The following is a 23,248-nucleotide window of genomic DNA, read 5'->3' on the forward strand; positions in this document are numbered from 1 at the left end:
AATGGAAACTAATAATCACACTTCGTTTCTAGAGCTAGAAATAGTATGGAAGGATGAGCACATGTTTGAGTTGAAAGTCACAGCCTCTAACGGCCGTTATGCCGGCACGACAGAAGTTTATGACACAAGTGAAGCACTAATTGCTTTTGCGAAATCCTTACTTGGGTACTCAAGTAACAGCGAAATGCTAATTCACGAAACAGGCAAGAAAGACGGTTACGCCTATTTCGCGATGCTCTTTTATCCATTTAATAGCTTCGGCTATATTGGCCTACTAATAAACCTGGAAGAAAATGTAGCAACAGATTTTCGGGAAAATGAAAAGGATAAACTGAAATTAGAAATCATTGTAGAGCCAAGCGCAATTGATAATTTCCAAAGACAATTGTTACGGCTTGCGACAGAACAGAATGGGAAAGCCATACTTTATGGCAGAGATAATTAATTAAGCAGAATTATTTGCTACATAAAAAACCCGCCCGCTCCCCAACCGGAAGCGGGCGGCTTCATTTCCAATCCGGCCGAAACTTAGGCCGCGGCCGGTTTCTCCTTGCCGCCGCCGGAGTTGAGTAGCTGGAGGGTTTCTTAAAGCATAAGTGTCTTCATAAGGAAACCTTCTATATCTTCGTGCTGTATCCTTCCACAGCATCAGCTTCTGAGTTTCTCCTGCTTCTACCATGTCCAAGCCCATTATTGCGGTGCTCACTCCCGAAGCGCGGGACTTCCTGAAAGCGCTGGAGAAAGACACCCGGCAGGAATTCGGGGCCAGCATTCGCAAGCTCCAGAGCGGCCAGCCCGTTCAGAATTTCAAGAAGCTGGTCAACACCGATGGCATCTATGAATTCAGCGTCAGTGCGCCCAACCATACCTACCGCCTCTTTGCCTTTTGGGACACGCGCGGCGCCGTCGAAACCCTCATTGTCTGCACCCACGGCCTGGATAAGAAAACCCAGAAAACCCCACCGCAGGAAATCAAGAAAGCCGAACAGATGAAGCGCCGGCACTTCGGCAAATAAGCAACCTTAACCTATCCTCATGATGGCCACTGCCCCTATTTCCTATCAGGACTCCCCGCTCCAGCTCACCGCCTTCAACGACGTCGAAGACGAGCTATTCGGCGCGCCCGGCACCCCCGACCGCGCCGAGTACGAAGCCCGCGTAGCCCTCGAGCTCCTGCCCCAGTCCATCCGCGAGTACCGCCTGCGCAACCACCTCACCCAAGACCAGCTGGGCCAACGCCTCGGCGTACAGAAGTCTCAAATCAGCAAGCTGGAGCGCAACTCCTCTAACGTCACCCTCGATACCCTGCGCCGCGTCTTCAAAGCCCTGAACGTGGAAGTGAAGATTCTCCTGCAACCCGCGCTGCCCCAGGCCTAACCCGAAGCGCCAAAAACGTCTACGTGCAGCAAGTCACCGGCAACGGGCAACCGCTGACGCAGCCGTTTCTGGCGCAGCAGGACGTGGCGAAGGGTGGGGTGTTGGTGTTTACGATGGGGCCGCGACCGGCGAAGTCATACCTAACAAGCCATTGAGTCTTTTATTAAAAAGGACTAGCACCGCCACCCCGATAAATAACACACCAGTGGCACCTAACATTGCCTCTGTGCTAAATAAATGGAACATATAGTGAGGCAAATTGGTGATTGCCAATACGAAGCGAGAGTGATAAAAACCGCTCTTGCTTATCAATATTGAGCATAAAAAAAGGCCAATTGGCAGTAAGCGCGTTACTGCACTACGCCAAATTATAATTGCTGACAAGAAACAGCCTACTACTATTGCGAGTGTGGTCGCGTAAGCATCTCGCGTCATCATAGAAGCAATTTTCTCACTCATTGCATCTCCATATTTCACTTGAAGATGCTTTGCCACTTCTGATACTCCGTATCGATTTGCCAATTCAATGGCGTCAATATCCCGAATCAGAAAAAGCTGCCTCACCCCAATTACCAGCAATACCACTGCGATGGTTTGCACAGCCAGAACTCGTACTGATTGATTTGAAATCTTACTTATCATATCTGAAGTAACTTACAAAAAGCCGCCCGCTCCCCAACCGGAAGCGGGCGGCTTCATTTCCAATCCTACCGAAACTTATGCCTCGCTCGGTTTCTCCTTGCCGCCGCCGCCGGAGTTGATAATCTTGCGGGCCTGCGTGTAGCCGTCGTAGAGCGGGCGGTCGAGCAGCTTGAAGGCTTTTAGGTCCTCGTCGAGGGTACGGAGTTCGTCCATCAGGTCGGCGAGCAGGTCTTCGAGGGCCGCGCCGGCGCGCACCCGTTCATCAATGGTTTTGCGGGTGGCGGGCTGTGCGGTGCGGAAGGCGTCGAGCGCCTTGCTAAGGGGGGCCAGCGCCTTGGGCGTGAGGCCCTGCTTGGCCAGTTCGGGGGCCACGTCGGCGCGGGCAGCGCTTTGGAGCACCGCGCCCACCACCCCAATAAACGCCAGCGGCCGCAGCTTGCGCAGCTGCTTGTTGCTGAGCGCCACGGCGGCTTGCAGGTTGGCATCGCCCAGACGGGCCGCCACCCGGCCCAGTGGGCCCAGCAGCGCCGGCAGCAAATCCAGCAGCTCCTTTTTGGCAGCGGTAGCCGCGTCGGTGAGCTTGTTGGTGCGGGTGGCAGTACCGCCCCGTGCGCCCGCCACTTGGCTGTAGGCCGCTGTCACCGCGCTGGCTTGCTCGGCGGCTACCGGGCTATTGGCCAGCTCCGTTGCGTGGTCGGTGAGGTAGGCGGCCACGCGCCCGCACATGGCCAGTTGGTCTTCTTTCTCTTGTTTCATCTGCAGTAGGGTAGATAATTGACAGAACCGCTCTGCCCGCGTCGCAAGCCCGGCTTACGGTCCCCAATCTACATGTTATTGCCGGCAAACCAACGGCACCCCACACGCACTTCCTCCCCCCCCTTCGCCCAGTAGCAAAACACCTCCTCCCCTCGCCCCAACACCCCCCACTTTTTCCGCAACACCCTCCCCCCTCGCCCCAACACCTCCGCCCCTCGTCTCAATACCCTCCTCCCTCGCCCCAACACCTTCGCCCCTCGTCCAAACACCTGCTTCGGCTCCCCCAACACCCTCGCCCGTCGCCCCAACACCCGCGACCACCGGCCCAACACCTGCCGCCATTCCCCAAACCCGCCCCCTCTGAGTCACCACACGCTCGCCGGTTTTCCGCCCGCCGCAAACCGCATCAGCGCGATGCTGGTTGCACAGAAAAGCAGCCCCCGCGCCCCCCCGCCATGCTCCTAGCCGTCCTCCGCTCCCTCTTCGACCGCGACTTGCGCAAGCTGCACCAGGAAATCGAAGCCTACCAGAACGAAGCCGCTATCTGGCGGGTCGAAAAAAGCATCCCCAACCCGGCCGGCAACCTCTGCCTGCACCTGGTGGGCAACCTCAACACCTACATCGGGGCCGTGCTGGGCCACAGCGGCTACGTGCGGCACCGGGAGCTGGAGTTTTCGCAGCGCGACGTGCCCCGCGCCGAGCTGCTGGCGAGTATCGAAGCCACCCGCCAGGTGGTGGCGGCCACCCTGGCCCGGCTGCCCGACGAGCAGCTGGGCCAGGAATACCCGGTGCTGGTGTTGGAAACCCCGCTGTCCACCGGGCATTTCCTGACCCACCTGGCCACGCATCTGGCGTACCATCTGGGCCAGGTCAACTACCACCGCCGGCTGCTGGACAACTAGCGCAGCTGCTCAGGACGATGTAGGGGCGGGGCTGGCCCCCGCCCACGTGTTCGCACCAGTCCACCGATTTCGTCAAACGGCGGGCGGGGGCCAGCCCCGCCTCTACGCCTTCATTCCATCCCCGCCATGAATACCTTCTGCCAGCAGCTCGGCCTCGCCCACCCCATCGTTCAGGCCCCGATGGCCGGCGTCTCGACGGTGGCGCTGGCCGCGGCCGTGTCGGAGGCCGGGGCGCTGGGCTCCTTTGCCACCGGCGCCATTCCCGATGCCGAAACGGTGGCCCGGCAGCTGGCCGAGCTGCAGGCGGCCACCGCCCGGCCGTTCAACGTGAACGTGTTTTGCCACCAGCCGGCCCCGCCCAACCCCGCGCACGATGCCCGCTGGCTGGCCTACCTGCAGCCGTTTTTTGCTGAGCTGCACAGCACCCCGCCGGCCAGCCTCGCAGAGTTATACCCCAGCTTTCTGGTGAATGATGCCCTGCTGGCCGTGCTGGTGCAGGCGCGGCCCCGCGTGGTCAGCTTCCATTTTGGCCTGCCCACCGCCGCGCAGCTGGCCGCCCTGCGCCAGGCCGGCAGCCTGCTGCTGGCCTGCGTCACCTCCCCCGCCGAAGCCCGCGCCGCCGAAACCGCCGGCGTCGATATGCTGCTGGCCCAGGGCGTGGAAGCCGGCGGCCACCGGGGCACTTTCAACCAGGATGTTGAGCCCGGTATCTCCACCCTCGACCTTACCCGCTACCTGGCGCGCACCTCCACGCTGCCCATCGTGGCCGCCGGCGGCCTCATGGACGGGGCCGACATCGCGGCGGCCCTGCACGCCGGCGCCGTGGCTGCCCAGCTCGGCACCGCCTTCGTGGCCTGCCCCGAGTCGTCGGCTTCGGCCGCGTACCGGGCGGCGCTGCTGCACCAGCCGCCCCTGCCCACGGCCCTCACCGCCGTCATTTCGGGCCGCCCCGCGCGGGGCCTCGTCAACCGTTTCGTGCTGGACGTGGACCAGCCCGGCCGGCCGCCCGTGGCCGCCTACTCGCGGGCCTACGCCGCTGGCAAGGCGCTGGTAGCCGCCGCCCAGCAGGCCCACGCCCCCGGCTTTGCCGTGCAATGGGCCGGCACCGGCGCCGGCCGGGCGCGGCCCCTTCCGGCCGCCGAATTGGTGCGCATTCTGGCCGCTGAGCTTGAAGCAGCTCTCGGCTGATTTCGAGGCGGGTAGCGACACGCGTGCTACTCCGGTATATTCGACAGCGCATGACTACCTACACCATTCCCCACGACCTGCTGCCGGCGGGCAGCCCCGCGCCCACCGGCACCCACTTCAGCAGCTACGTGTCGCGGCAGCCCACCGTCAAGAACAAGATTGTGCTGAAGTGGCACATGCTCAACCTGCTCATCGACGGCCGCAAAACCATCATGCAGGCCGCCGATACCGTTACCGTTTATCAGGACGAGATTCTGCTCATGGCCGCCGGCAACATGCTCACCAGCGAGCTGCTCTCCGACCACGGCCAGTTTCGCAGCATTCTTATCTACTTCAGCAACCAGGTGCTGGAAGATTTTCACGTCCGGCACGCGGCCCTGCTGCACCAGCCCGGCGCGGCGGGCCCCGGCGCGGCGCTGGTCACCTTTGCCAAGGACGATTTTATTCGCAACTACATCGAGTCGTTGCGCCTGCTGCTGCTCGCCCCCACGCCCCCCGGCCCCGAAATTCGCCTGCTGAAGCTCGAAGAGCTGTTGCTTTACCTGCTGCACACCAACCCCGCCGGCCTGCGCACCTTCCTGCGCCACCCGCGCACCACCGGGCCCGCCCTGACGCTGCGCCAGGTGGTGGAATCGCACCTCAACCAGCCCATCACGGTGGAGGAGCTGGCCTTTCTCTGCCACATGAGCGTGTCCACGTTCCAGCGCAGGTTCGCCGGCATCTACGGCCAGTCGCCCCAGAAATGGCTGCTCCACCAGCGCATGCAGCGCGCCGCCACCCTGCTGCAGCACCAGCACCAGCACCCCAGCGACGTGTACCAGCAGGTGGGCTACGAAAGCCATTCCAGCTTCTCCGAAGCGTTTAAGAAAACCTTCGGCGTGTCGCCCCGGGCCTTCAGGCAGCACGCAGGTCTGTTGTCATCCTGAGCGCAGCGAAGGATAACAGACACTCCATTGCCTCACCTCCCGTCCAAACCTGACCGCCCCGCCACACTTTCTGACCGAAACGCCCTAACCCGCGCCCCGCGCCGCCGCCCAATTTTGCCTCATACTATTCACCCCCAAAAAACCTGCTGGTATGAGCACCCAAACCGAAGAAAACAAGGCCATTATCCGCCGCTACAACCACGAGGGCATCGCCCAGGGCAACGCCGACACCCTGAAGGAACTGCTGGCGCCCGACTTCATCAACCGCACCGCCCCCGCCGGCATGGACGCCGGCCCCGGCGGCATGCACTACTTCTTCCTCCAAATTCTCCAGCCCGCTTTCTCCGGCCTGCACGTTGAAATCTACGACCAGGTGGCCGAGGGCGACAAGGTGACCACCCGCAAAGCCATCAAAGGCACCCACAGCGGCGAGCTGTTCGGCCTCGCCCCCACCCAAAAGCCGGTTGTTATCGACGTCATTGACATCTTCCGCCTGCGCGAAGGCCAGCTGACAGAGCACTGGGGTCTCACCACCCTGGCCGACGTCATGGCTCAGCTGGCCGCCAACTAACCGGCCCATTCACGCCCAAACCCGCCCGCTTCCTGCCCGGAAGCGGGCGGTTTTTTTTCAGTCCGGCCGCGGCGTAGCGGGGGGCCTGCCATCGGTTTCGATGGTCGCTTCATACACCCGCTCCATCCCGAAGGGGCAACTTCATCACCTGCATCGGGGCGTTTTCTGGTGCACCTGGCCACTCACCTGGCCTGCCACCTCGGCCAACTCAACTACCGCCGCCGGGCGGGGCTGGCCGCTGGCACTGCTGGCCAGCAGCGAGATACTCCTCTTTCCGGCTTGCCTCACCCGGCCCGCCAGCGGTGCCGCGCGTCCTGCGTTCGTTGAGTCGCATAAAAGAAAAGTCATGTTTCATTGAACCTTAATTGATTCGCACTTAACTTAGGCTCCGAAACCAATTTCCCTTACCACCACCCTTATGAGAAAACTCGTACTTACCACTGCCCTGGCCGCCCTCAGCAGTATGTCGCTCCACGCCCAGAACCGCCTCGCGCTGTACGAGGAGTTTTCCGGCGAAAACTGCGCGCCCTGCGCCGCCTCCAACCCCGGCCTCAACGCCCTGCTTGCAGCCGGCACCAACCCATCCAAGGTGCTGCTGATTAAGTACCAGAGCCCCATCCCGTCGGCGGGCCCCATCTACAACGCCTACACCACCGTCACCAACGCCCGCCTGTCGTACTACAGCGTGCCCTTCGCCCCCTACGGTCGCCTCGACGGCACCGGCCTGGGCAGCGGCACCGCCGCTTCGAGCAGCCCCGGCCACATTGCCAACCTGCTCCAGGCCGACATCAACAACGCCTCCAGCCTCACGGCTCCGTTCAGCGCTACCGTAGCGCACCAGTGGATTGCCAACGGCGACTCCGTGCGGGCCACCATCAACCTCTCGGCCCTCACGGCCTACGCTCCGGCCGGCGCCAACCTCAAGCTGCGCGTGGCCCTCATCGAGCACCTGCGCTACGCCACCGCTCCCGGCACCAACGGCGAAACCGAATTCCACAACGTGGTGCGCGAGATGTACCCCAACGCCGCCGGCACCCAGCTGCCCAACGCCTGGACGGCCGGTCAGACCCAGACCATCACCCTCAAGGGCCGTGTGCCGTCTTACGTAGACAAGGCCGCTGCCAACGAATCCCGCCTCGTGGTTTGGGTGCAGAACGACACCGACAAGTCGATTTCCTTCGCCATCCCCACCACCTACGTAGCCGTGCCCCTCGACATGGGCATCAGCCAGGTGGGCCTGCCTTCGGCGCTTACCTGCGCCTCCGGCTCGGCCTCCGTTGCCCCTTCGGTAACGCTGAAAAACACGGGTACTACCACCGTTACCTCGGCCCGCATTTACTATAAGGTTGATGCCAACGCCTGGCGCCTCTACAACTGGACCGGCTCGCTGGCCGCCAACGCCACCGCTGCCGTAACCATGCCCAACCTCAACGTAGCCCCCGGCTCGCACATTCTGGCCGACTCCGTGGCCCTGCCCAACGGCACCGTGGACGTGAACGGCGGCAACAACAAAGCCACGGCCAGCATTGTGGTGTATAACAATGCCGGCGTGGTATTGCCCATCTCCACCGACTTCGAAACCAGCGGCACCCTCCCCGCCAACTGGGTGCTTTTCGATGCTAACGCCAACGGCCGCAACTGGCTCCTGACGCGCAGCACTACTTCCAACATCGGCCACAACGCTAGCACTTACCTGCTCTACCACAACAACTTCGACTACCCTTCGGGCGAAGCCAACTACGCCATTCTGCCCGCCGGCATTCTGCCCACCACCGGCACCAAAACGCTGGAGTTCTGGCAGGCTTATGCCCAGTATTCCAACGAGCAGGACCGCCTCGAAGTGGTGTACTCCACCGACTGCGGCACCACTTGGACCTCGATGTGGAACCTAGTTGGGGCCAACCTGGCCACCGCGCCGGCCACGACCACCCGCTTCGTGCCCACGCAATCGCAGTGGGTTATGCGTACTGTCGACGTAACGGCCGTGCCCGCCGGGGCCATGATTGCCCTCCGCGCCACCAGCAACTATGGCAACAGCCTTTTCGTGGATGACGTGACGCTCCGCGCTTCCAACGCCACGGCCGTGACCAACGTGGTAGCGGCTACCGGCACCACCCTGGCCCCCAACCCCGCCACCAGCCGCGCCGAGCTCACGTTCGAGCTGCTCAAGGCTGCTGCGGTGCGCATTGACGTTGCCGATGCCCTCGGCCGCATCGTGGCCACGCCCGCCAACGGCAACCTCGCCGCTGGTGTGCAGCACGTTGCCATCAACACCGCCGACCTCGCCGGCGGCGTTTACAGCGTCACCATCCGCACTGCTGAAGGCAGCGTTACCAAGCACCTCTCCGTAGTGCACTAATCGGTTTCGGCCTGCCCTAATCGGGTTTTTAAGAAAAGAGCCTCCCCCCGGGAGGCTCTTTTTGCTTTTCAGCCCTTCGCTGAACAGAAAGCCGGTGTTGTGCGAAGGCTCGGCCGCCCGAATAGCCTGCGCCTGTGAGCACCGGGCCTGCTCAGCCATAGGCCCAGGCCGTGACCAATTCGCCTCGCGCAGACGAACATTTTCCCGGCATAATTAAATTTTAATATTCCGGAGAGGGCTTTCTGCAAGTAGCCTGGCCCGAATTCTGCATTGCCATACACGGGCTACTCCACCTGCCGACAAGGCCCCTGCTCGATTCTGGATAGCTATTTTCGAGTAACCGGGCCGGCAGCTGCCTGAACTATTTGGGCCGGCGCAATTACTTATTCATCGTTTTTTTCAACGCCTTTAGCTGAAAAAATCATATTTGACCCTTGTTCCTTATTTCAAATTCCTACCTTTAACCCAGAAAGCCGTTGCCCTTGTTAGCCGGCGTTCTTTTTCTATCCTCCTTGTACCCACCCACCGTGTCCATCGAACTAGAACAATCGGCCCATCTGGCCGTCCCCCGCGTTTCGCCTGCCGAAACCGCCCCCGCCCGCATATCCTACGACCACGTGGTACTGCCCGGCGACTTCCCCGACCCCACCATCACTAAAATCGGCGATACGTACTGGGCCAGCGCCACCTCCGCCGAGTGGGGCGCTATCTTCCCCATTTTCAGCTCCAAAAACCTGCTCGACTGGGAGCTGGTTGGCCACGTTTTCCCCGAAAAGCTGCCCGACTGGGCCAGCTCCAACTTCTGGGCCCCCGAGATTTACCACGAAAACGGCCGTACCTACATGTACTACACCGCCCGCAGCAAGCAGGGCGGCATGCTGTGCGTGGCCGTGGCCAGTGCCGACCACCCGGCCGGACCTTATACCGACCACGGCCCCCTCGTGGGCCAGGCGGCCGGCTCCATCGACGGCTTTGCCATGCCCGATGAGCACGGCGACCTCTACCTCGTCTGGAAGGAAGACGGCAACTCCTGCCAGCAGGAAACCCCCATCTGGGCCCAGCGCCTGAACGCCGAGCGCACCGCCCTCATCGGCGAAGCTACGGAGCTGTTCACCAACGACGCACGCTGGGAAGGGCCGCTGGTCGAAGGCTCGGCGCTGGTGCGGCACAATGGCTGGTTCTACCATTTCTTCGCCGGCAACAGCTGCTGCGGCAAGGGCTGCAGCTACGCCACCGGCGTGGCCCGCTCGCGCTCCCTGCTCGGTCCCTGGGAGAAGCACCAGCAAAACCCCATTCTGGACCGCAACAACGTGTGGAAGTGCCCCGGCCACGGCACCGTGACCGAAATGGGCGGCCGCTGGTTTCTGCTGCACCACGCTTATGCGGCCGAAAGCCACGAGTTTGTGGGCCGCCAGGGCCTCCTCAGCGAGTTCACCTGGAACGCGCAGGAATGGCCGGAATTTGTGAACCGCAGCCCCCAGGCCCCCGCCCTCACCGACATGGCGCAGTTCAACATTGCGGAAGAGTTTGAGGGCGATGCCTTGGGCCTGGAATGGCAGTGGCCCATCACCGCGACCAGGCCGGCGGCCACTGTGCGCCAGGGCCAGCTGCACCTGCCGGCCAGCGACTCGCGCCTGGGCTCCATTGTGGCCCGCCGCACCCATGCCGCTACTTACAAGGCTGCCACTACGCTTGACTTTGCCCGCCTGCCCGTCGATACCTTCGCCGGCCTGGCGGCGGTGGGCGACCCCTACAACGCGCTGGCCCTGATGGCCGGCAACGGCCAGGTGCAAATCTGGCACGTACGCAGCGGCAAGCAGCAAACGCTCGCGCAGGTGTTCATCGAGCCCTGCGATACGCTCACGCTGCGCCTTGAAGTATGGGGCGGCCAGCGCTACCGCTTCGCTTTCAGCACCGACGGGGCCACCTGGCAGCCGCTGCCCACCGAGAGCTTCTCGCTCAATGGCACCTACCTGCCGCCCTGGGACCGGGGCGTGCGCGTGGCCCTCATTGCCCAGGGCGCAGACGGCACGGCGGCCACGTTCAACAATTTCATTGTGCGCAATAAGCGGTAAGCAGCGCGGACGCTGTGGTTTGCGCTACAAAAAAACGCCCGATACATCTGTATCGGGCGTTGTTGCTTTGTAGAGATGCTACCGGCTTAGCGGCGGTGCTTCTTGCTTGTGCTCTTCGATTTCGAAGGCGTGCTTTTCTTCTTCGAGGACTTGTGCGAAGAGCTGCTCTTTTTGCTGCTGCTTTTCTTGGCGCTGCTGTGGCTGCTCTTCGACTTGCTTTTGCTGGTGTGCGAGGCGGATTTGGATTTTGCCTTCGACTTGCTCGACTTCGATTTGCTGCTGTGCGAAGTGGATTTGTGGGCTTTCGACTTGCTCGACTTCGACTTGCTGCTGTGGCTGCGGGCCGAGTGGTGGCGGGCGGCGCGGCGGGCTTCGGCTCTTGCCTCGGCGCGGGCTTCGGCCCGGGCCTCTTCGCGGCGGGCGGCGGCCCGGCGGGCGGCGGCGCGGGCTTCGGCGTGGCTGGCTTCGTAGCTGCGGGCGGTGCGGGCCGTGAGGGCGGCCGATTCGTCGGTGGCCTCGGAGTAGTGGGCAGTGGCGTCGGTTTCCGGGGCGGCCGTGTTGTTGTCGTCGGCCGTTTTAGGGGCTTCCGTCACGATTTTCTTACGGCGCACCGGCATCAGAAAATCACGCTCGGCGCGCTCGCGGAGGCTCAGGTTTTCTTCGCCGGGAAGCTTGGTAACAGGTGTCTGCGTGGCATTTTGGGCTTGCGCACCACCCCACGACAGGAGCAGCGACAGAACAACTAACAGATGCTTCATAGAGGAATAATATAAAATCAACAGAAGACAAATCTACACCCTACCCCGCTGGCATGCAAGCCGAAACCGGTTTTAAACACTATAGGGGCCATTTCTGAGGCTCAGGGCGACATTTCGCCCCCTGAGCGGCTACGGCGCTACCCGCAGCCGCACCCCGGCTGAGTGCGCCCCAAACTCGGGTGCATATAGGCACTGCATCTGGCTGAGCCCGCCCGAAAAGTCGCCGGCCTGGCTGGCCCGCAGGCGGTATTCGAAGACGTGGGTGCCGCGCGGCACTTCGCCCAAAAAGAAGTTGGTGGCCGCGTCGCGGGGCGACTCATAGTAGCCCAGGCCGTTCTGGTAGCGGTAGCCGCTGGTCTGGCCGATGGGCTCGAGACCGGCGGCGCGCTGGTCCTTGAGGTGCACGTATTCGAGGGCGCGGTCGGTGCGCAGCACGAGGCGCACCACCAGCGCATCGCCGATTTTGAGGGGTGCGGTAGGCGTCAGCTTTTCCAGGACCAGGCCGGCGGCGGTGCGGGTTTCGCGGTACAGCTCGCGCTCCAGGCTGAGCGGCGTGGCGGCGGCCGTCACCTTATCAATGTCTTCGAAATACTGCCAGTAGAGCGCGCCCCAGGCCACGCCCGCGTCGGGCTTGGTGAGGGTGACTTTGCCTTGGGCGGGCTGAATTTCGGTGGCTGGCCAGCTGGTTTTGAAGTAGCCGGTGCCGGCCTGTGCGGCGGCGGGCTGCACGGCCTGGCCACCGACGGTGACCTGCAGGGGTTGGGTGGAGGCGAGCCAGTCGGAGCCGCGCAGCAGCAGGGCGTAGCAGGCATCGGCAGTGGCGCGGGTGCTTTCCCAGCTGTGGGTCTGCTTCTGCTTGAGCAGCCAGAGCTTCAGCTCATCGACGGATTTCTGGTCGTTTTTCACTTCATCGAAGGCTTCGATGAGGGTGGCCTGGGTTTCGGTTGGGGCTTCGCGCCAGTAGTAGCCGCCGCGCACTTCCTTCCAGTACATGCCCAGTTCGGGCGAGTGCAGGGCGTTTTCCGCGAGGGCGCGGAGGATTTCGGCGGCGGCGGGCGCGGCTTTCTTTTCGCGGAACAAGCTCAGCGCAATTTGCGCTTGCAGGTAGCGCGTTTGGGCGGGCCAGTAGGTGGCGGCCTGCTCACGGTAGTAGGCGTAGGCTGCCTGCTCCTTATCGTCTGGGTGAGGATTGGGCCAGAAGCTGCGGGCGTAGAGGGCCTGAATCTGCTGGTCGCCGAGGTGGTTGTCGGCCAGCTTCACGCCTTTGGCTTTGCGCAGCTCGGCATAGTCGCGGGCCGTGGCGGCGTCGAGGTAGCGCAGGCAGTTGAGCATTATCTGGCGAGCTGTATCGTCCTCATAAGCATCGAAAGCGCCTAGCTTTTTGAGCTTGCCGAAACCGGCCACAATGAGCTGGGTGATGTAACGGTCTTCCGGCATCTTCTCAAACCAGGGGAAGGCGCCGTTATTGAGCTGCATTTTCTGGAGCTTGAGCAGGGCGTGGCTGGTTTCGGCTTTGAGGCGGGTTTCGTCAAACAGCTCGGTGAGGCGGGCGAGGCGGGCGGTTTCGCTCTGGGCATCGCGCACCCAGGGCGTTTCCTGGAGCAGCAGGTTTTTCAGCTCCTGGTTCTGGGCCAGCTTGCTTTCAAGGGCATTTTTCTGCGCGGCGGGGCCGCTTTGGGCTTGGCGCGTCCATTCGGCCAGGATGGTTTTGAAGCGGGGGTTGGCCTTGAGAATCTGGGCGGCGAGGAGGTTGGCGTAGAGGCGGCTGAATACCTGCTCGGAGCACTCGTAGGGGTACTCCATCAGGTAGGGCAGGCTCTGCACGGCGTACCAGGCGGGATTGGCGGTCATTTCCAGCGTGAGGCCGTAGTTGCGCCGTGTGGGGCTGCTGGTGCTGGTGAGCTTCTTCAGCTCGAACTCCCGCGTGCCGGGGCCGACGATGGGCAGCGGCAGGCTCTCGGTGAGGAGGAGGCGGTTGGGGAGCACGGGCAGGGTGTTTTCCTCGCCGTCGGAGAACCTCACCCCCGGCCCCGAAGAATGCTTTGACGCATTCCCTACGGAGAGGGGAGCCTGACGACCTTTTTTCTTTTTACCCTTGTCTTGGCTCTTGTTTCCTAGCTCTTGGCTCTCTGCCTGCACCACCACCCGGTACGTCACGGCGGCCGGCGCGAAATCACTCGGCAGCGCGATTTCCCAGCCCAGGGCGGCGCTTTGGTGCGCGGCGGCGGCTACCGGCTGCTGCGCCGGACCCTTCAGGAGTTGGGCGGTGAGGTCCTGGCCGGTGGCGGCGTCGAGCAGGAAGAGCTGGGCGGTGCCGCTGGTGGCGTGGTCGGTCAGGTTCGAGAACTTGGCGGGGAAGGTGAACGTGTCGCCCTGCCGGAAAAAGCGCGGCGCGTTGGGCGTAACCTGTATTTCCTTTTGGGTGACGAGCTGCCGGGCGAGCTGGCCGCTGTGCAGAGTGCGGTCGTGGGCCAGGGCCAGCAGCTGCCAGCGCGTCACGGCCTCGGGCATCTGGAATTCGAGCACGATGTCGCCGTTTTTGTCGGTGCGCAGGGCCGGCTGCCAGAAGGCCGTTTCGCGGAAATCGGTGCGGGTGGGCACGGTGGAGAGGTCGGGCGCGGCGGCTTGAGGTTTGGGCGCACCAGAGCTGGGGCCACTAGCAGCCACTACCACTTCGTTGAGCTGCTTGGAATCAGCCATTGCGGCCGAAGCCATTGGAGCAGGAGCTGCCATAGCTTCTGGTGAAGCAGTACCCCTAACCCTGATATTAATTCCAGCAGCACGGCCGCTCAAGGCTCGACTGATGCCTCCGCCACCATAGCCAACCATTACAGCGCCTTCTCCCATATTCCAGGTATTTAACTCTGGATAATCTAAAGCCAGCGGCCCGGGTCCATTATCTGTAATAGCAAAAGAGGTCGAATTCACCTCCCCAAACTCCCCCTGCCATCCAAACCGCGCCGGGTAATACCCCGCGCCCAATTCCAGCCCCATGAAGCGGTGCGGGCGGAAAATATCCAGGCTCTGGTCGTAGAGGGTGGCCAGCAGCTCGGCATTGGCAGCTTGGCCGTTGGCCTGGCGGATGGTGACGCGCCAGGTTTCGCGCTGGCCGGGCTGGAGCTTGTCGCGGAAGGTGGCGATGGACAGCTGGAGCGGCTGGGGCTGCTCGGCCACCTGCACGGTGGCGTCGTGGCGGTAGAGGCGGTTGTCGCGCACCTGCGTGGTGTGGATGTAGAGCGGGCCGAGGGCCGTGGCCGGGCCGCTTTCGATGCGCAGGCGGCGCTGCTCGTTGGCACGCAGCGTCAGCCACTCCTGGCGCAGCAGCTGGCCTGCGCGCTCCACTTCCAGCAGGATGCGGGCGCCGGCTTCGCTGCTGCCCAGCAGGATTTCCGTGGCCTGGCCGGGGGCCACGGTATCGGCCAGCGCCACAAACCAGTCGGGCGTGGCATAGGGCACGGTGGCGGCCTGCGCGTCGTAGAGCGTGAAATCGAGGCGGGCCGTGTCGGTTTCGGCGGTGAAGGCTTCGAGGCGGTAGCGGCCGGTGGGCAGGGCGGCCAGCGTGGCGCGCAGGTCGAGCACCGGGCTGGCGTTGGTGTCGAAGGCCAGCGTTTTCACCAGCTCCGGCCGGGCCTCGTTCTCGGGCGTTTCGGGGGCGGGGCCGGGCACGCCGGGCGGGTTGGGGCGGTAGCGGCGGGCCAGCAGGCGCAGGGTGCCGGCGGCGGGCAGCGGCTCGCCGGTGGCGTTGGTGCTCAGCAGCGTGAAGGTGGGCAGGTGGGCTTTGTCGGCCGCATCGGGGCCGGTGAGGCGCAGGCTGAGTGGGTTGCGGCCGATGGGCACCGCGCAGGTGCCGGTGCGGGTTTCGCCGGCCGCGTCGGTCACGTCGGCAGTGATTTCGAACAGGTAGCCCGGCTCCCAGCCGCGCCGACCGCCCGGCGCTTTGGGCAGCAGCGGCGGCGTGAAGGTGAGCGTGAAGCGGCCTTCGGCATCGGTGGTGGTGGTGCCGTGGGCAATTTCCTGGGTGCCCCGGTTGCCGCCGGGCACGAAGCGCCCAGCGCGCCCGCCGTAGCCGTAGTCAAACAGCGGCCACATCTCGCGGCGCGTGACGCGGTAGCTCACGGTAGCGCCGTCGGTGGCCTGCCCGGCGTAGGCGCGGGCCCGGCCGCTGATGGTGAGCGGCTGGCCCAGCTCCGGCCGGCCGGGCACCGAGTCGAGGCTGACGAGGAAGGTGGGCCGCTTGTAGTCCTCCACCGCGAAGCTGAGGCTGCCATGGTCGGTTTGCAGGCTCATTTCGCCATTGAGCAGGCCCGTGGGCAGCACGATGGAGCCGTTGAAACTCCCGAACTCCGAGGTGGTGAAGGGTAGGGTCTGCACGGTCTGGCCGTTCACGTCCACCAGCCGCACGCTCATTGACTGGCCGGTGACGAGGCTGCTTTTGGCCCGCAGCGTTTCGGTCAGAATGCCTTTGAAATACAGCGTCTGGCCCGGCCGGTAAATGGCGCGGTCGGTGAAGAGGAAGGCGCGGCGCTGGGCTTCATCGTGTACTGCCCGGCCAGGTTGATAATAACTGTTGACGTTGTTGATTTTCAACGTGTCGTTGCCCCGCCAGAGTTGGACGCCCGCTAGCCTTTCATTGCTCCACTCTTCGTTATTAGGTGCCGGCAACTTTATCTCGCCTGATGTATTCGTCAGTAGTACTGCACTTGAGCGAGTTTGCTGCTTCCGGGTTTTTGGGTCGTAACGGCTATAGAATGCCTGCCCTTTTACCTGCGCTAACTGCATACCACTCTGACGATGCAGTACCAATAGATTAGTTTCAAACTCATCAGGTGCGTGTCGCCATACTGCACTCAGCTCACTCGCCCCCACAAACCCGTAGCTCGTCAACACGCCCGGCCGTTGCTCCGTAGCCTTCGCCGCCTGGTTGCTGATGACCACCAGGTAATACCCCACGGGCAGCGCCTCGCCCGCCGCCGTCAGCTTCTGCTCCTGGTAATCCTGCGGATGCGTGGGCACCGGCACCGCCCAGCTGGCGGCCGGCGCGGCCCGCAGGGCGCGGGCGTAGCGCTGGGCCACAGTGCGGTTTTTCTCGTCGTACTGGCCCGAATTTTCCCACTCCTTCAGCGAAATGCGGTAGGCCCAGGCGTGCAAGCTGGTCACGTTGCGGGCTGTCACATCCAACCGCCAGGGCTGGTTGGGAATCACGATGTCGGCCGCCGTAAACGCCAGCTCCGACTGCTCCAGCTGCTCGCGCAGCTGCCGGGCCCGCGCCGCCCCGCGCGACTTCGGGAACCGCGCTTCGGCCTCCCGCGCCAGGCGCACGGCGGCCACGTTGTCGCCGGCTTCGCGCACGGCTTCGGCCCGCCGGGCCATAAACTCCGTGCTGATGGGCAGGGCCTTGTAGGTTTCGGCCATTCGCTCCAGCGCGGGCTCATACTGCGCGGCTAAATCCGTGCCCTGCGTGAGGCTGTGCAGGTAATCCAGCCGCTGTAAGTCCACGTCGGCCAGCGCGGCCACGTTCTGCGGGGCCAGCTGCTGGCGCGAGGCGGTGAGGCGCTGCAGCAGGTGCAGCGCGTGCAGCTGGCCGTTCAGCGAGTCGGCCTCGGGGGCCAGCAGGCGCAGGGCAGCAAACTCGGCGGCGGGTCCGAACAGCTTGGGCTCCGTCAGCTGGAACTGCTGCTCGGGGCGCGTCACGTACAGCTCCTGGTTTTTCAGGCCCTCAATGGCGCGCTGGGCCAGCAGGTCGTAGAGCGTGGGGCGCAGGGCGCGGCCTTCGGCGTCGCCGCCCACGGCCAGGTCGCCGAGGTCGGCCAGGGTGGTTTTCAGCTGGCGCTGGGGCTCGTCTTCCACCGACTGGTAGTAGTGGCGCACGATGGCCGCACCCAGCCGGCCCATGTCCCAGGTGGCGAGGCCGGTGCCGCCGTCGGCCGTTTTCTCGTCGTCCATGGTCGGCTTGGCGCCGGCCGTGCGCTGGTACAGGCGGTAGCGGTTCTGGTTGAGGTACTGCGTGTAGAGCTCGGCCAGCAGCGAGTGCAGGATGGGCCGGGCCGGGAACTGCGCCGTTTTCACATCCTGCTCCAGCAGGGCAATGCTTTTTTCCTCGGCATCTTCCTCCTTTGCCTCCAGCAGCCGGATTTTGTAGAGCAGCGCCCGCACGTAGGCGGGGCTGTTATTCCCCTTTTTGGCCTGCTGGTAAATGGCTTCCACCAACGGCGCCGCCGTGGCGGTCTGGCTTTTGGCCAGCAGCGCGTCGATTTTCTTCCATTGGGCGGCGTAGGGGCCGGGCGGCGGGGCGGGCGCGGCCGAGTCGGAGGTAAAAATCATGGTCAGGAGCAGGCAGGAAAGCAGGAATAAACGCATAGGCAGGACGGGCAAAAGACCGGGTTGGCTAAGTAAAGATGCCCGCTGCCGTTTTATTGCACACGGCGGGCCAGGTTTTGGCGGTGCGCGGCCAGAGCTGCGGCCCGCCTTTATCTTTGTCCCTATTCATTAATCCGGAAAACCCGGCCAACCATTTTTTTCACTTCTTTTCCCCATTGTCCTTTCCATGAAAAACCTGTTTACCGCGCTGTTGCTCACGGCTGCCACGGCTACCACCGTGCAGGCGCAAACCGCTGTCACCTTTGGCCCGCGCCTGGGCCTGAACGTCACCACCTCGGCCAATAGCGGCACGCCGTCGGGCTTCAACCAAGGCACCAAATCCGTGGTGGGATTGCAGTTGGGCGGCACGCTCAACATCGGCCTGGGCGAGCACCTGGCCTTCCAGCCCTCGCTGCTGTTCACGCAGAAGGGCATGGAATCGACCGGTTCCGAAACCGATTTAACCAACCCGCCTTATAAGACGACCATCACCATCTCGGCCACCACGCATTTCAACTACCTGGAACTGCCCCTGAATTTTGTGTACACCACGGGCGGTACTGATGGCTTCCAGGTGTTTGCCGGGCCCTACGTGGCAATGGGGGTGGGCGGCAACGGCTCCTACAAAGGCAGCCTCAACAGCACCGACCCCAACCTCTCGTTTTTCAACGGCGACTACCCTGGTTCGCTCACCATTGAGTATGGGGATAAGCAGAACGATAACTCGGCGCTCAACAACGGCAACTCGACCAGTCCCACCATCGTCGTGACGGCCCGCCGTTTCGATGCCGGTCTGAACGGCGGGGTGGGCTACCGCGTGGGTCCGTTTCAGGCGCAACTGGGCTACGGCCTGGGCCTGGTCAACTTCGTACCCAACGACTCGGACGGCACCGACACGGGCAGCAAAAGCTACCACCGGGGCTTCCAGCTGTCGGCCAACTATTTCTTTGGCGGCAAATAAGCAGCCCGACGCAACTGCCTTAGAAGCTGTTTGGAAAGTCAAAATCGTTGTCATCCTTCGCTGCGCTCAGGATGACAGACGTGTTGGAAAACCAGCCTTTCTAAACAGCTTCCTGGCATAAAAAGACCGCACCGGAGCTTCCGGTGCGGTCTTTTCTATTTAACACTTCGGTCGTTCGGACTTCTGCCGCGTGGCCCTCGGATAACTTAACCCGCCGAAGCCTTCGCCATCACGCCATTGCCCACCAGCACGGCTTCGGCCTGGGCTACGTGGCGCTGAATGTGTACCACCAGGAATTCGAGCTGGTCGGTGAGGCGCAGCAGGAGCAGCGGAAAAATAGCGTTGGGAATGCGCACGGCGTTGGCATTCACCTGCCGGGCCAGCAGCACGAGGCGCAGCAATTCGTCAATCTGCCGGCTGAACACCTCCGTGACCGTGCGCGGCAGCCGGGTGCCGGTGGGCGCATAGCGCTGGGGCGACACCGACGACTTCACGCTGGCCGGCGTGCGCATGGCCTCAATCATCTTGCGGCCAAAGTAGCCGCTTTTGGCCACCGGCGCAGGTTTGGAGCCCCGTTCCTGTGCTTTCTTGATGCGGGCCGCGATGCTGGGCAGGTAGTACCCGCCCACAATGTTGAGATGCTCCAGGCACTGCCCGGCACTCCAGCGGCTGGGGCTGGGGCGGCGGTTCAGCGCCTCCGCGCTCAGGGGGCGGAAACGCTGCTGCGCCGTTACCCGCAGCACCAGCAGGTCGTTGGTCAACTGGTCGAAAAAATCAGAAGTGGCGCGGGCGGCAGCGGGCATAGTGCAGGGCTAACAAGTCGTAAACATACAATTTAGCAGCGGATTCCGAATAGTTTTCGGTAAACCTGCCCTGGCACCCGCGCCACGCAAGCTCAGCATTTGTTTTTGCGTGGGTAACTTGGCCGCATGGTAAAACACGGATTTCGGTATAGTAGTGCGCTGGTGTTGTGGTGCGCCGGCCTCGCAAACAATGCACAGGCCCAGGCCGTGCCCAACGCCGGCGAGCGGGTGGAGAGTTTGGTGACGTTCGGGGCGCAGTCGGATAAGATGTGGGGCGACGACGACTATACGCAGACGTTTTTCTTCCTCATTCCCGAAAAGCAGCGCACCCCCGTTTACATCCGTGTGTGGGACCCCGACTGCGGCGGCAAGAACGACGACCTGAAGGGCGCCGCCAACACCACTACATCGTTCAGCCTGTACGGCGGCGCGGGCACCTTCAGCGGCCCGCAGGCCCGCGACCCGCGCCCCACCAACCCCACGCCGCCCGGCCGCCTGCTCAAGAGCGTGACCTTCGGCGCCGACCCCAGGTACGACGGCAAATGGTACACGTTCGGCCCGCTCAATCCGCTGGAAGGCGAGATGGTGGACGAGTTCAAAGGCCGCGTTTTCAAGCTGGTGGCCCGGGGCCTGACCGGCAACGACGGCAACCTGTACCGCTACTTCTTCAGCACCAGCCCGACGGAAAACGTGTCGGTAGAGGGCGGCAACGCCTTCACCTACGAGTACTGCTTCCGGCTGCCGGCCACGGCCAGCAAAACCACGGTGCACCTCTACCCTTTCGTGAATGACAAGGTGGTGAGCATCAAGCAAAGCAACTTCGACGCGGACAACGCGGCCACGCTCAACGTGTTCAGCATTGCCAAGAATGGCCAGCCCGGCACCATGAGCGGCGACGGCGAATGGACCAGCAGCGTGTTCACGGTTTCGCCCAAAGAGCACGGCCTCAGCCTCGATTTCCGCCTCACCTCCACCAAGCCCGCCCCCAACGACCTGGTGTTTTACGTGACCGACCAGTACGATACGGCCATGCCTTTCTTCGCCATTCCGCTGGGCGGCCCACCGCGCTACCAATACGACATCAAGGTGAAGGTGCACCGGTAGGACGAATGGGCCGCTACCACAGAAATTGCCTGTCACCCGGAGCGCAGCGAAGGACCTTATCAGGGTTGAACGGCCAGCAGAAATAATAACGCTGCAAGCGGTTCAATCCTGATAAGGTCCTTCGCTGCGCTCCGGATGACAGGCGTTTTTTACTGCCCCTACTCGTCGGCATCGCCGGCGCGGCCGGCGTTGCGCTGGGGGGCGCCATGGTCGGCGGCGTTTTCTTCGGAAGTGCGGTTTTCGGCGCGGGCACCGGGGCCGTAGTTCTGGCTGCGGTCTTCGGCGCGCTCCTCGCCTTTGGCGGGCGAGCCGGCGCGGCTGTTAGGCTGGCTATCGTCGTACTGGTCGTTGTACGAACCGCCTTTCGAGCCGATGCCTTTGTTTTCATCGCCCTTGTTCGCCTCGGCGCTGTTGTAGCCGTTGCGGGCATCGCCGGTGCTGGCGTCCGGGGCTTCGTTGGGCTGGTTGCGGCCCCGGTCGCCGTAGCCCGAGCCGCCGACGGGCTGCTGGCTGCCGGCTTCGGGGTTGGCGGTGCCGGCGGTGGCGTTGGCGGGGCTGGCCGGCGCGGGCATGTAGTCTTCGGTCTGGTTGCGGCGGTCGAGGCCGGTGGCATCGCCGTGCGGAGCGGGGCTTGGCGCGGCCGGGCGCGAGGTGTGGCCGTAGTCGGTGGCGTAGCCGCTGTCGGTGCCCTTCGGCGAGCCGTTGTCGTTGGTATCGGCCGTTTTCCCGCTGGGGGCAGCCGCAGCACCCGCTTCGAAGCCATACCGGGTGCCGGGGCCGGGGCGCTCGTCGCGGCCATCGTAGCTGCGGTAGGAGTTGGTTTGCTCGCCGGGGGCACCGGGGCCGCCGTAGTAGCTGTCCTCGGCAGTGTTGTTCGGCTCGTAGTCGGCCAGGCGGTTCTGGTTGCCGAAGCCGCCGTGCGTGGTGCCAATGCTGCCCTGGGTGCCAAACTCGCCGCGGTTGGGGTCGCTGTCCTGGTTTTCGCGGCGGTCTTCGTCGCGGTAGCTGCCCTGGGTGCTGTTGCCGAAATTGCCGCCGTAGGTGTCGGCAGGCTGCAGGTCGGCGGGGTCGGCTTCCTTGTTTTCCTGGGGCTGGGCCCCGCCTTCCACCGCGCCCTTGCCCACGCTGGTTTCGGAGGCCGCCAGCGACTCGCTCGAAGCCGGGGAGGCGGGGTTTTCGGTATCATGCGGGCCGGCCGAAACCGGCGCGGCCGTGCGCGGCTGCCCTGCGCCGGGCCCGCCGTTGTGCTGGGCAGCAGTGTTGCCGGCCGGCCCGTCGATGCGGTTGCCGGCGATGTCGTTGGATTCGGTGTTGAGGTTTTCTTCGGCGTTTTCCATGGCGGATGCGAGCGGGATAAGGAGCGGCACCAGGGAGTTTCCCGGGCCGGTTGTGCCTCTACATACGCGCACCTCAGGCCGTTGTTTTGCGGGGGGCCGCACGGCGCGGAGGCCGTGGCCCGCCGGCCGATTTCGGCGGCGCAATTTTACCTTTGCCGCACCCTGTGCTTTCGCGGCAGCCAACATCTTTCCGACGCGCTACGTTAGTCCGAGGCCCGATTCAATTCTTTTAATACCCTCCCGCACATGCTTACCGGCACCGTTAAATTCTTCAACGACTCCAAAGGCTTCGGCTTCATCATCGCCGACGATACCCAGGAAGAAATCTTCGTTCACCAAACCGGCCTCGTCCACGAAATCCAGGAGGGCGACCGGGTTCAGTTCAACATCAAAGCCGGCAAAAAAGGCCCCAACGCCGTGGAGGTGACCCGCATTCAATAGCCATTCAGCTCAAGCCCAACCCAAAGACCGTCATGCTTCGACTGCGCTCAGCATGACGGTCTTTTTTATGCAGGCTTCTGCCCGGTTCATCCCCGGCTACTTTTTCACTTCATGCTTTGCCACGCGCACGCCCACGGCCATGAGGCCGGGCAGCTGGTCCTGGCGCATGTACTGCTCCAGCGTCAGCGTGTAGCTGCCGGCTTTGGCGAAGTGCTGGTTGCGCAGCGCCGATACCTGCAGGTCGTAGATGTCGCCGGTGCCGCTGCCTTTGGGCTCGCCGGTTTTGGGGTCCATCAGCAGCACCTGGTGCAGCAGCGGCTTGCCCACCGGGCCACCGGGACCGGTCAGGGTGTGCTTCATATACAGGTTGTAGAACCCGTAAGCCGAAGCGTAGCGCACGTTGAAAAACACGTCGTAGCTGGCCGTCGTGTCCTGAATGGTGAAGGTGAAAGCGGGTTTCTGCTGCACGTCCCAGGAGTAGTTGGGGAAGTCCGTGTTCTGCTCAAACACCTGGTTGGGGTCGCAGGCGGTGAGCAGGCTGAACATTCCCAAAAAAAGGGCCCAGCGGAAGGCAAAGCGGTGGTTCATGCGGATAGGTAGCATTCGAAAACGAAACGGCACAAATTAAGCGCCGGCGGGCGCCGGGGCCGCACCAGGCGCCGCGCCGCCCTCGCCGGCCGGGCCCCGGCCA

General features: G+C 63.4%; 20 protein-coding genes. 13 read left to right on the top strand and 7 right to left on the bottom strand.

Features of this window, described 5'->3' with window-relative positions; all coding sequences use genetic code 11:
- The first annotated feature begins 1 nt into the window (after position 1).
- The 4 genes from ACYVHT_RS14485 (at position 2) to ACYVHT_RS14500 (ending at position 1,532) form a co-directional block, all read left to right on the top strand.
- Positions 2 to 445, top strand: a complete 444-nt coding sequence (locus ACYVHT_RS14485; protein WP_460553073.1) for a hypothetical protein — start codon at positions 2 to 4, stop codon at positions 443 to 445.
- Positions 446 to 677: 232 nt separating this feature from the next.
- Positions 678 to 1,016, top strand: coding sequence for a type II toxin-antitoxin system RelE/ParE family toxin (locus ACYVHT_RS14490; RefSeq protein ID WP_460553076.1), 339 nt, complete (start codon positions 678 to 680; stop codon positions 1,014 to 1,016).
- Positions 1,017 to 1,035: 19 nt separating this feature from the next.
- Complete coding sequence (locus ACYVHT_RS14495; protein ID WP_460553079.1) at positions 1,036 to 1,377, top strand: helix-turn-helix domain-containing protein; 342 nt, start codon at positions 1,036 to 1,038, stop codon at positions 1,375 to 1,377.
- A gap of 23 nt (positions 1,378 to 1,400) precedes the next feature.
- Positions 1,401 to 1,532, top strand: coding sequence for a hypothetical protein (locus ACYVHT_RS14500; RefSeq protein WP_460553082.1), 132 nt, complete (start codon positions 1,401 to 1,403; stop codon positions 1,530 to 1,532).
- On the opposite strand, the gene ACYVHT_RS14505 is transcribed toward ACYVHT_RS14500, so the two are convergent.
- On the bottom strand, positions 1,486 to 2,019 hold the full coding sequence (locus tag ACYVHT_RS14505; RefSeq protein WP_460553141.1) for a hypothetical protein: 534 nt from the start codon (positions 2,017 to 2,019) through the stop codon (positions 1,486 to 1,488). The two genes, ACYVHT_RS14500 and ACYVHT_RS14505, sit on opposite strands and share 47 nt — an antisense overlap.
- Before the next feature lie 75 nt (positions 2,020 to 2,094).
- Positions 2,095 to 2,775 (bottom strand): hypothetical protein, encoded by a 681-nt coding sequence (locus ACYVHT_RS14510; RefSeq protein WP_460553085.1) that lies wholly within the window; start codon positions 2,773 to 2,775, stop codon positions 2,095 to 2,097.
- A 455-nt stretch (positions 2,776 to 3,230) separates the two neighbouring features.
- On the opposite strand from ACYVHT_RS14510, the gene ACYVHT_RS14515 reads away from it, so the two are divergent.
- The 6 genes from ACYVHT_RS14515 to ACYVHT_RS14540 all read left to right on the top strand — a co-directional run bounded on the left by ACYVHT_RS14515 (position 3,231) and on the right by ACYVHT_RS14540 (position 10,796).
- Entirely contained in the window at positions 3,231 to 3,677 is a 447-nt protein-coding gene (locus ACYVHT_RS14515; RefSeq protein WP_460553088.1) for a DinB family protein, read from the top strand.
- Between the two features lie 126 nt (positions 3,678 to 3,803).
- Entirely contained in the window at positions 3,804 to 4,865 is a 1,062-nt protein-coding gene (locus tag ACYVHT_RS14520; RefSeq protein WP_460553091.1) for an NAD(P)H-dependent flavin oxidoreductase, read from the top strand.
- A 50-nt stretch (positions 4,866 to 4,915) separates the two neighbouring features.
- Positions 4,916 to 5,791 (top strand): helix-turn-helix transcriptional regulator, encoded by an 876-nt coding sequence (locus tag ACYVHT_RS14525; protein WP_460553094.1) that lies wholly within the window; start codon positions 4,916 to 4,918, stop codon positions 5,789 to 5,791.
- 151 nt (positions 5,792 to 5,942) lie between these two features.
- Entirely contained in the window at positions 5,943 to 6,362 is a 420-nt protein-coding gene (locus tag ACYVHT_RS14530) for an ester cyclase (RefSeq protein WP_460553096.1), read from the top strand.
- A gap of 418 nt (positions 6,363 to 6,780) precedes the next feature.
- Positions 6,781 to 8,721, top strand: coding sequence for a choice-of-anchor J domain-containing protein (locus ACYVHT_RS14535; protein ID WP_460553099.1), 1,941 nt, complete (start codon positions 6,781 to 6,783; stop codon positions 8,719 to 8,721).
- Positions 8,722 to 9,248: 527 nt separating this feature from the next.
- Positions 9,249 to 10,796 carry a family 43 glycosylhydrolase gene (locus ACYVHT_RS14540; RefSeq protein ID WP_460553102.1) on the top strand — a complete coding sequence of 516 codons (1,548 nt, stop codon included), beginning with the start codon at positions 9,249 to 9,251 and terminating at the stop codon, positions 10,794 to 10,796.
- A gap of 86 nt (positions 10,797 to 10,882) precedes the next feature.
- Here the strand turns inward: ACYVHT_RS14540 and ACYVHT_RS14545 are convergent, their stop codons facing one another.
- Complete coding sequence (locus ACYVHT_RS14545; protein ID WP_460553105.1) at positions 10,883 to 11,554, bottom strand: hypothetical protein; 672 nt, start codon at positions 11,552 to 11,554, stop codon at positions 10,883 to 10,885.
- Between the two features lie 129 nt (positions 11,555 to 11,683).
- Entirely contained in the window at positions 11,684 to 17,911 is a 6,228-nt protein-coding gene (locus tag ACYVHT_RS14550) for an alpha-2-macroglobulin family protein (protein ID WP_460553108.1), read from the bottom strand.
- A 187-nt stretch (positions 17,912 to 18,098) separates the two neighbouring features.
- Here ACYVHT_RS14550 and ACYVHT_RS14555 point away from each other — a divergent pair, with 187 nt between their 5' ends.
- Complete coding sequence (locus ACYVHT_RS14555; protein ID WP_460553111.1) at positions 18,099 to 18,872, top strand: porin family protein; 774 nt, start codon at positions 18,099 to 18,101, stop codon at positions 18,870 to 18,872.
- A 206-nt stretch (positions 18,873 to 19,078) separates the two neighbouring features.
- On the opposite strand, the gene ACYVHT_RS14560 is transcribed toward ACYVHT_RS14555, so the two are convergent.
- Positions 19,079 to 19,675, bottom strand: a complete 597-nt coding sequence (locus tag ACYVHT_RS14560; RefSeq protein WP_460553114.1) for a DinB family protein — start codon at positions 19,673 to 19,675, stop codon at positions 19,079 to 19,081.
- 126 nt (positions 19,676 to 19,801) lie between these two features.
- Between ACYVHT_RS14560 and ACYVHT_RS14565 the strand changes: the two genes are divergently transcribed.
- A complete protein-coding gene (locus ACYVHT_RS14565) occupies positions 19,802 to 20,779 on the top strand; it encodes a hypothetical protein (RefSeq protein WP_460553117.1) in 978 nt (325 codons plus the stop codon).
- Positions 20,780 to 20,937: 158 nt separating this feature from the next.
- Here ACYVHT_RS14565 and ACYVHT_RS14570 read toward each other — a convergent pair whose 3' ends face one another.
- Positions 20,938 to 22,116: a hypothetical protein gene (locus tag ACYVHT_RS14570; RefSeq protein WP_460553120.1), complete on the bottom strand. Its 1,179-nt coding sequence runs from the start codon at positions 22,114 to 22,116 to the stop codon at positions 20,938 to 20,940.
- Between the two features lie 246 nt (positions 22,117 to 22,362).
- Between ACYVHT_RS14570 and ACYVHT_RS14575 the strand changes: the two genes are divergently transcribed.
- Positions 22,363 to 22,557 carry a cold-shock protein gene (locus ACYVHT_RS14575; RefSeq protein WP_460553123.1) on the top strand — a complete coding sequence of 65 codons (195 nt, stop codon included), beginning with the start codon at positions 22,363 to 22,365 and terminating at the stop codon, positions 22,555 to 22,557.
- Between the two features lie 96 nt (positions 22,558 to 22,653).
- Here the strand turns inward: ACYVHT_RS14575 and ACYVHT_RS14580 are convergent, their stop codons facing one another.
- Entirely contained in the window at positions 22,654 to 23,145 is a 492-nt protein-coding gene (locus ACYVHT_RS14580; RefSeq protein ID WP_460553126.1) for a gliding motility lipoprotein GldH, read from the bottom strand.
- Between the last annotated feature and the right edge of the window lie 103 nt (positions 23,146 to 23,248).

The organism is Hymenobacter daeguensis, from assembly GCF_054780555.1.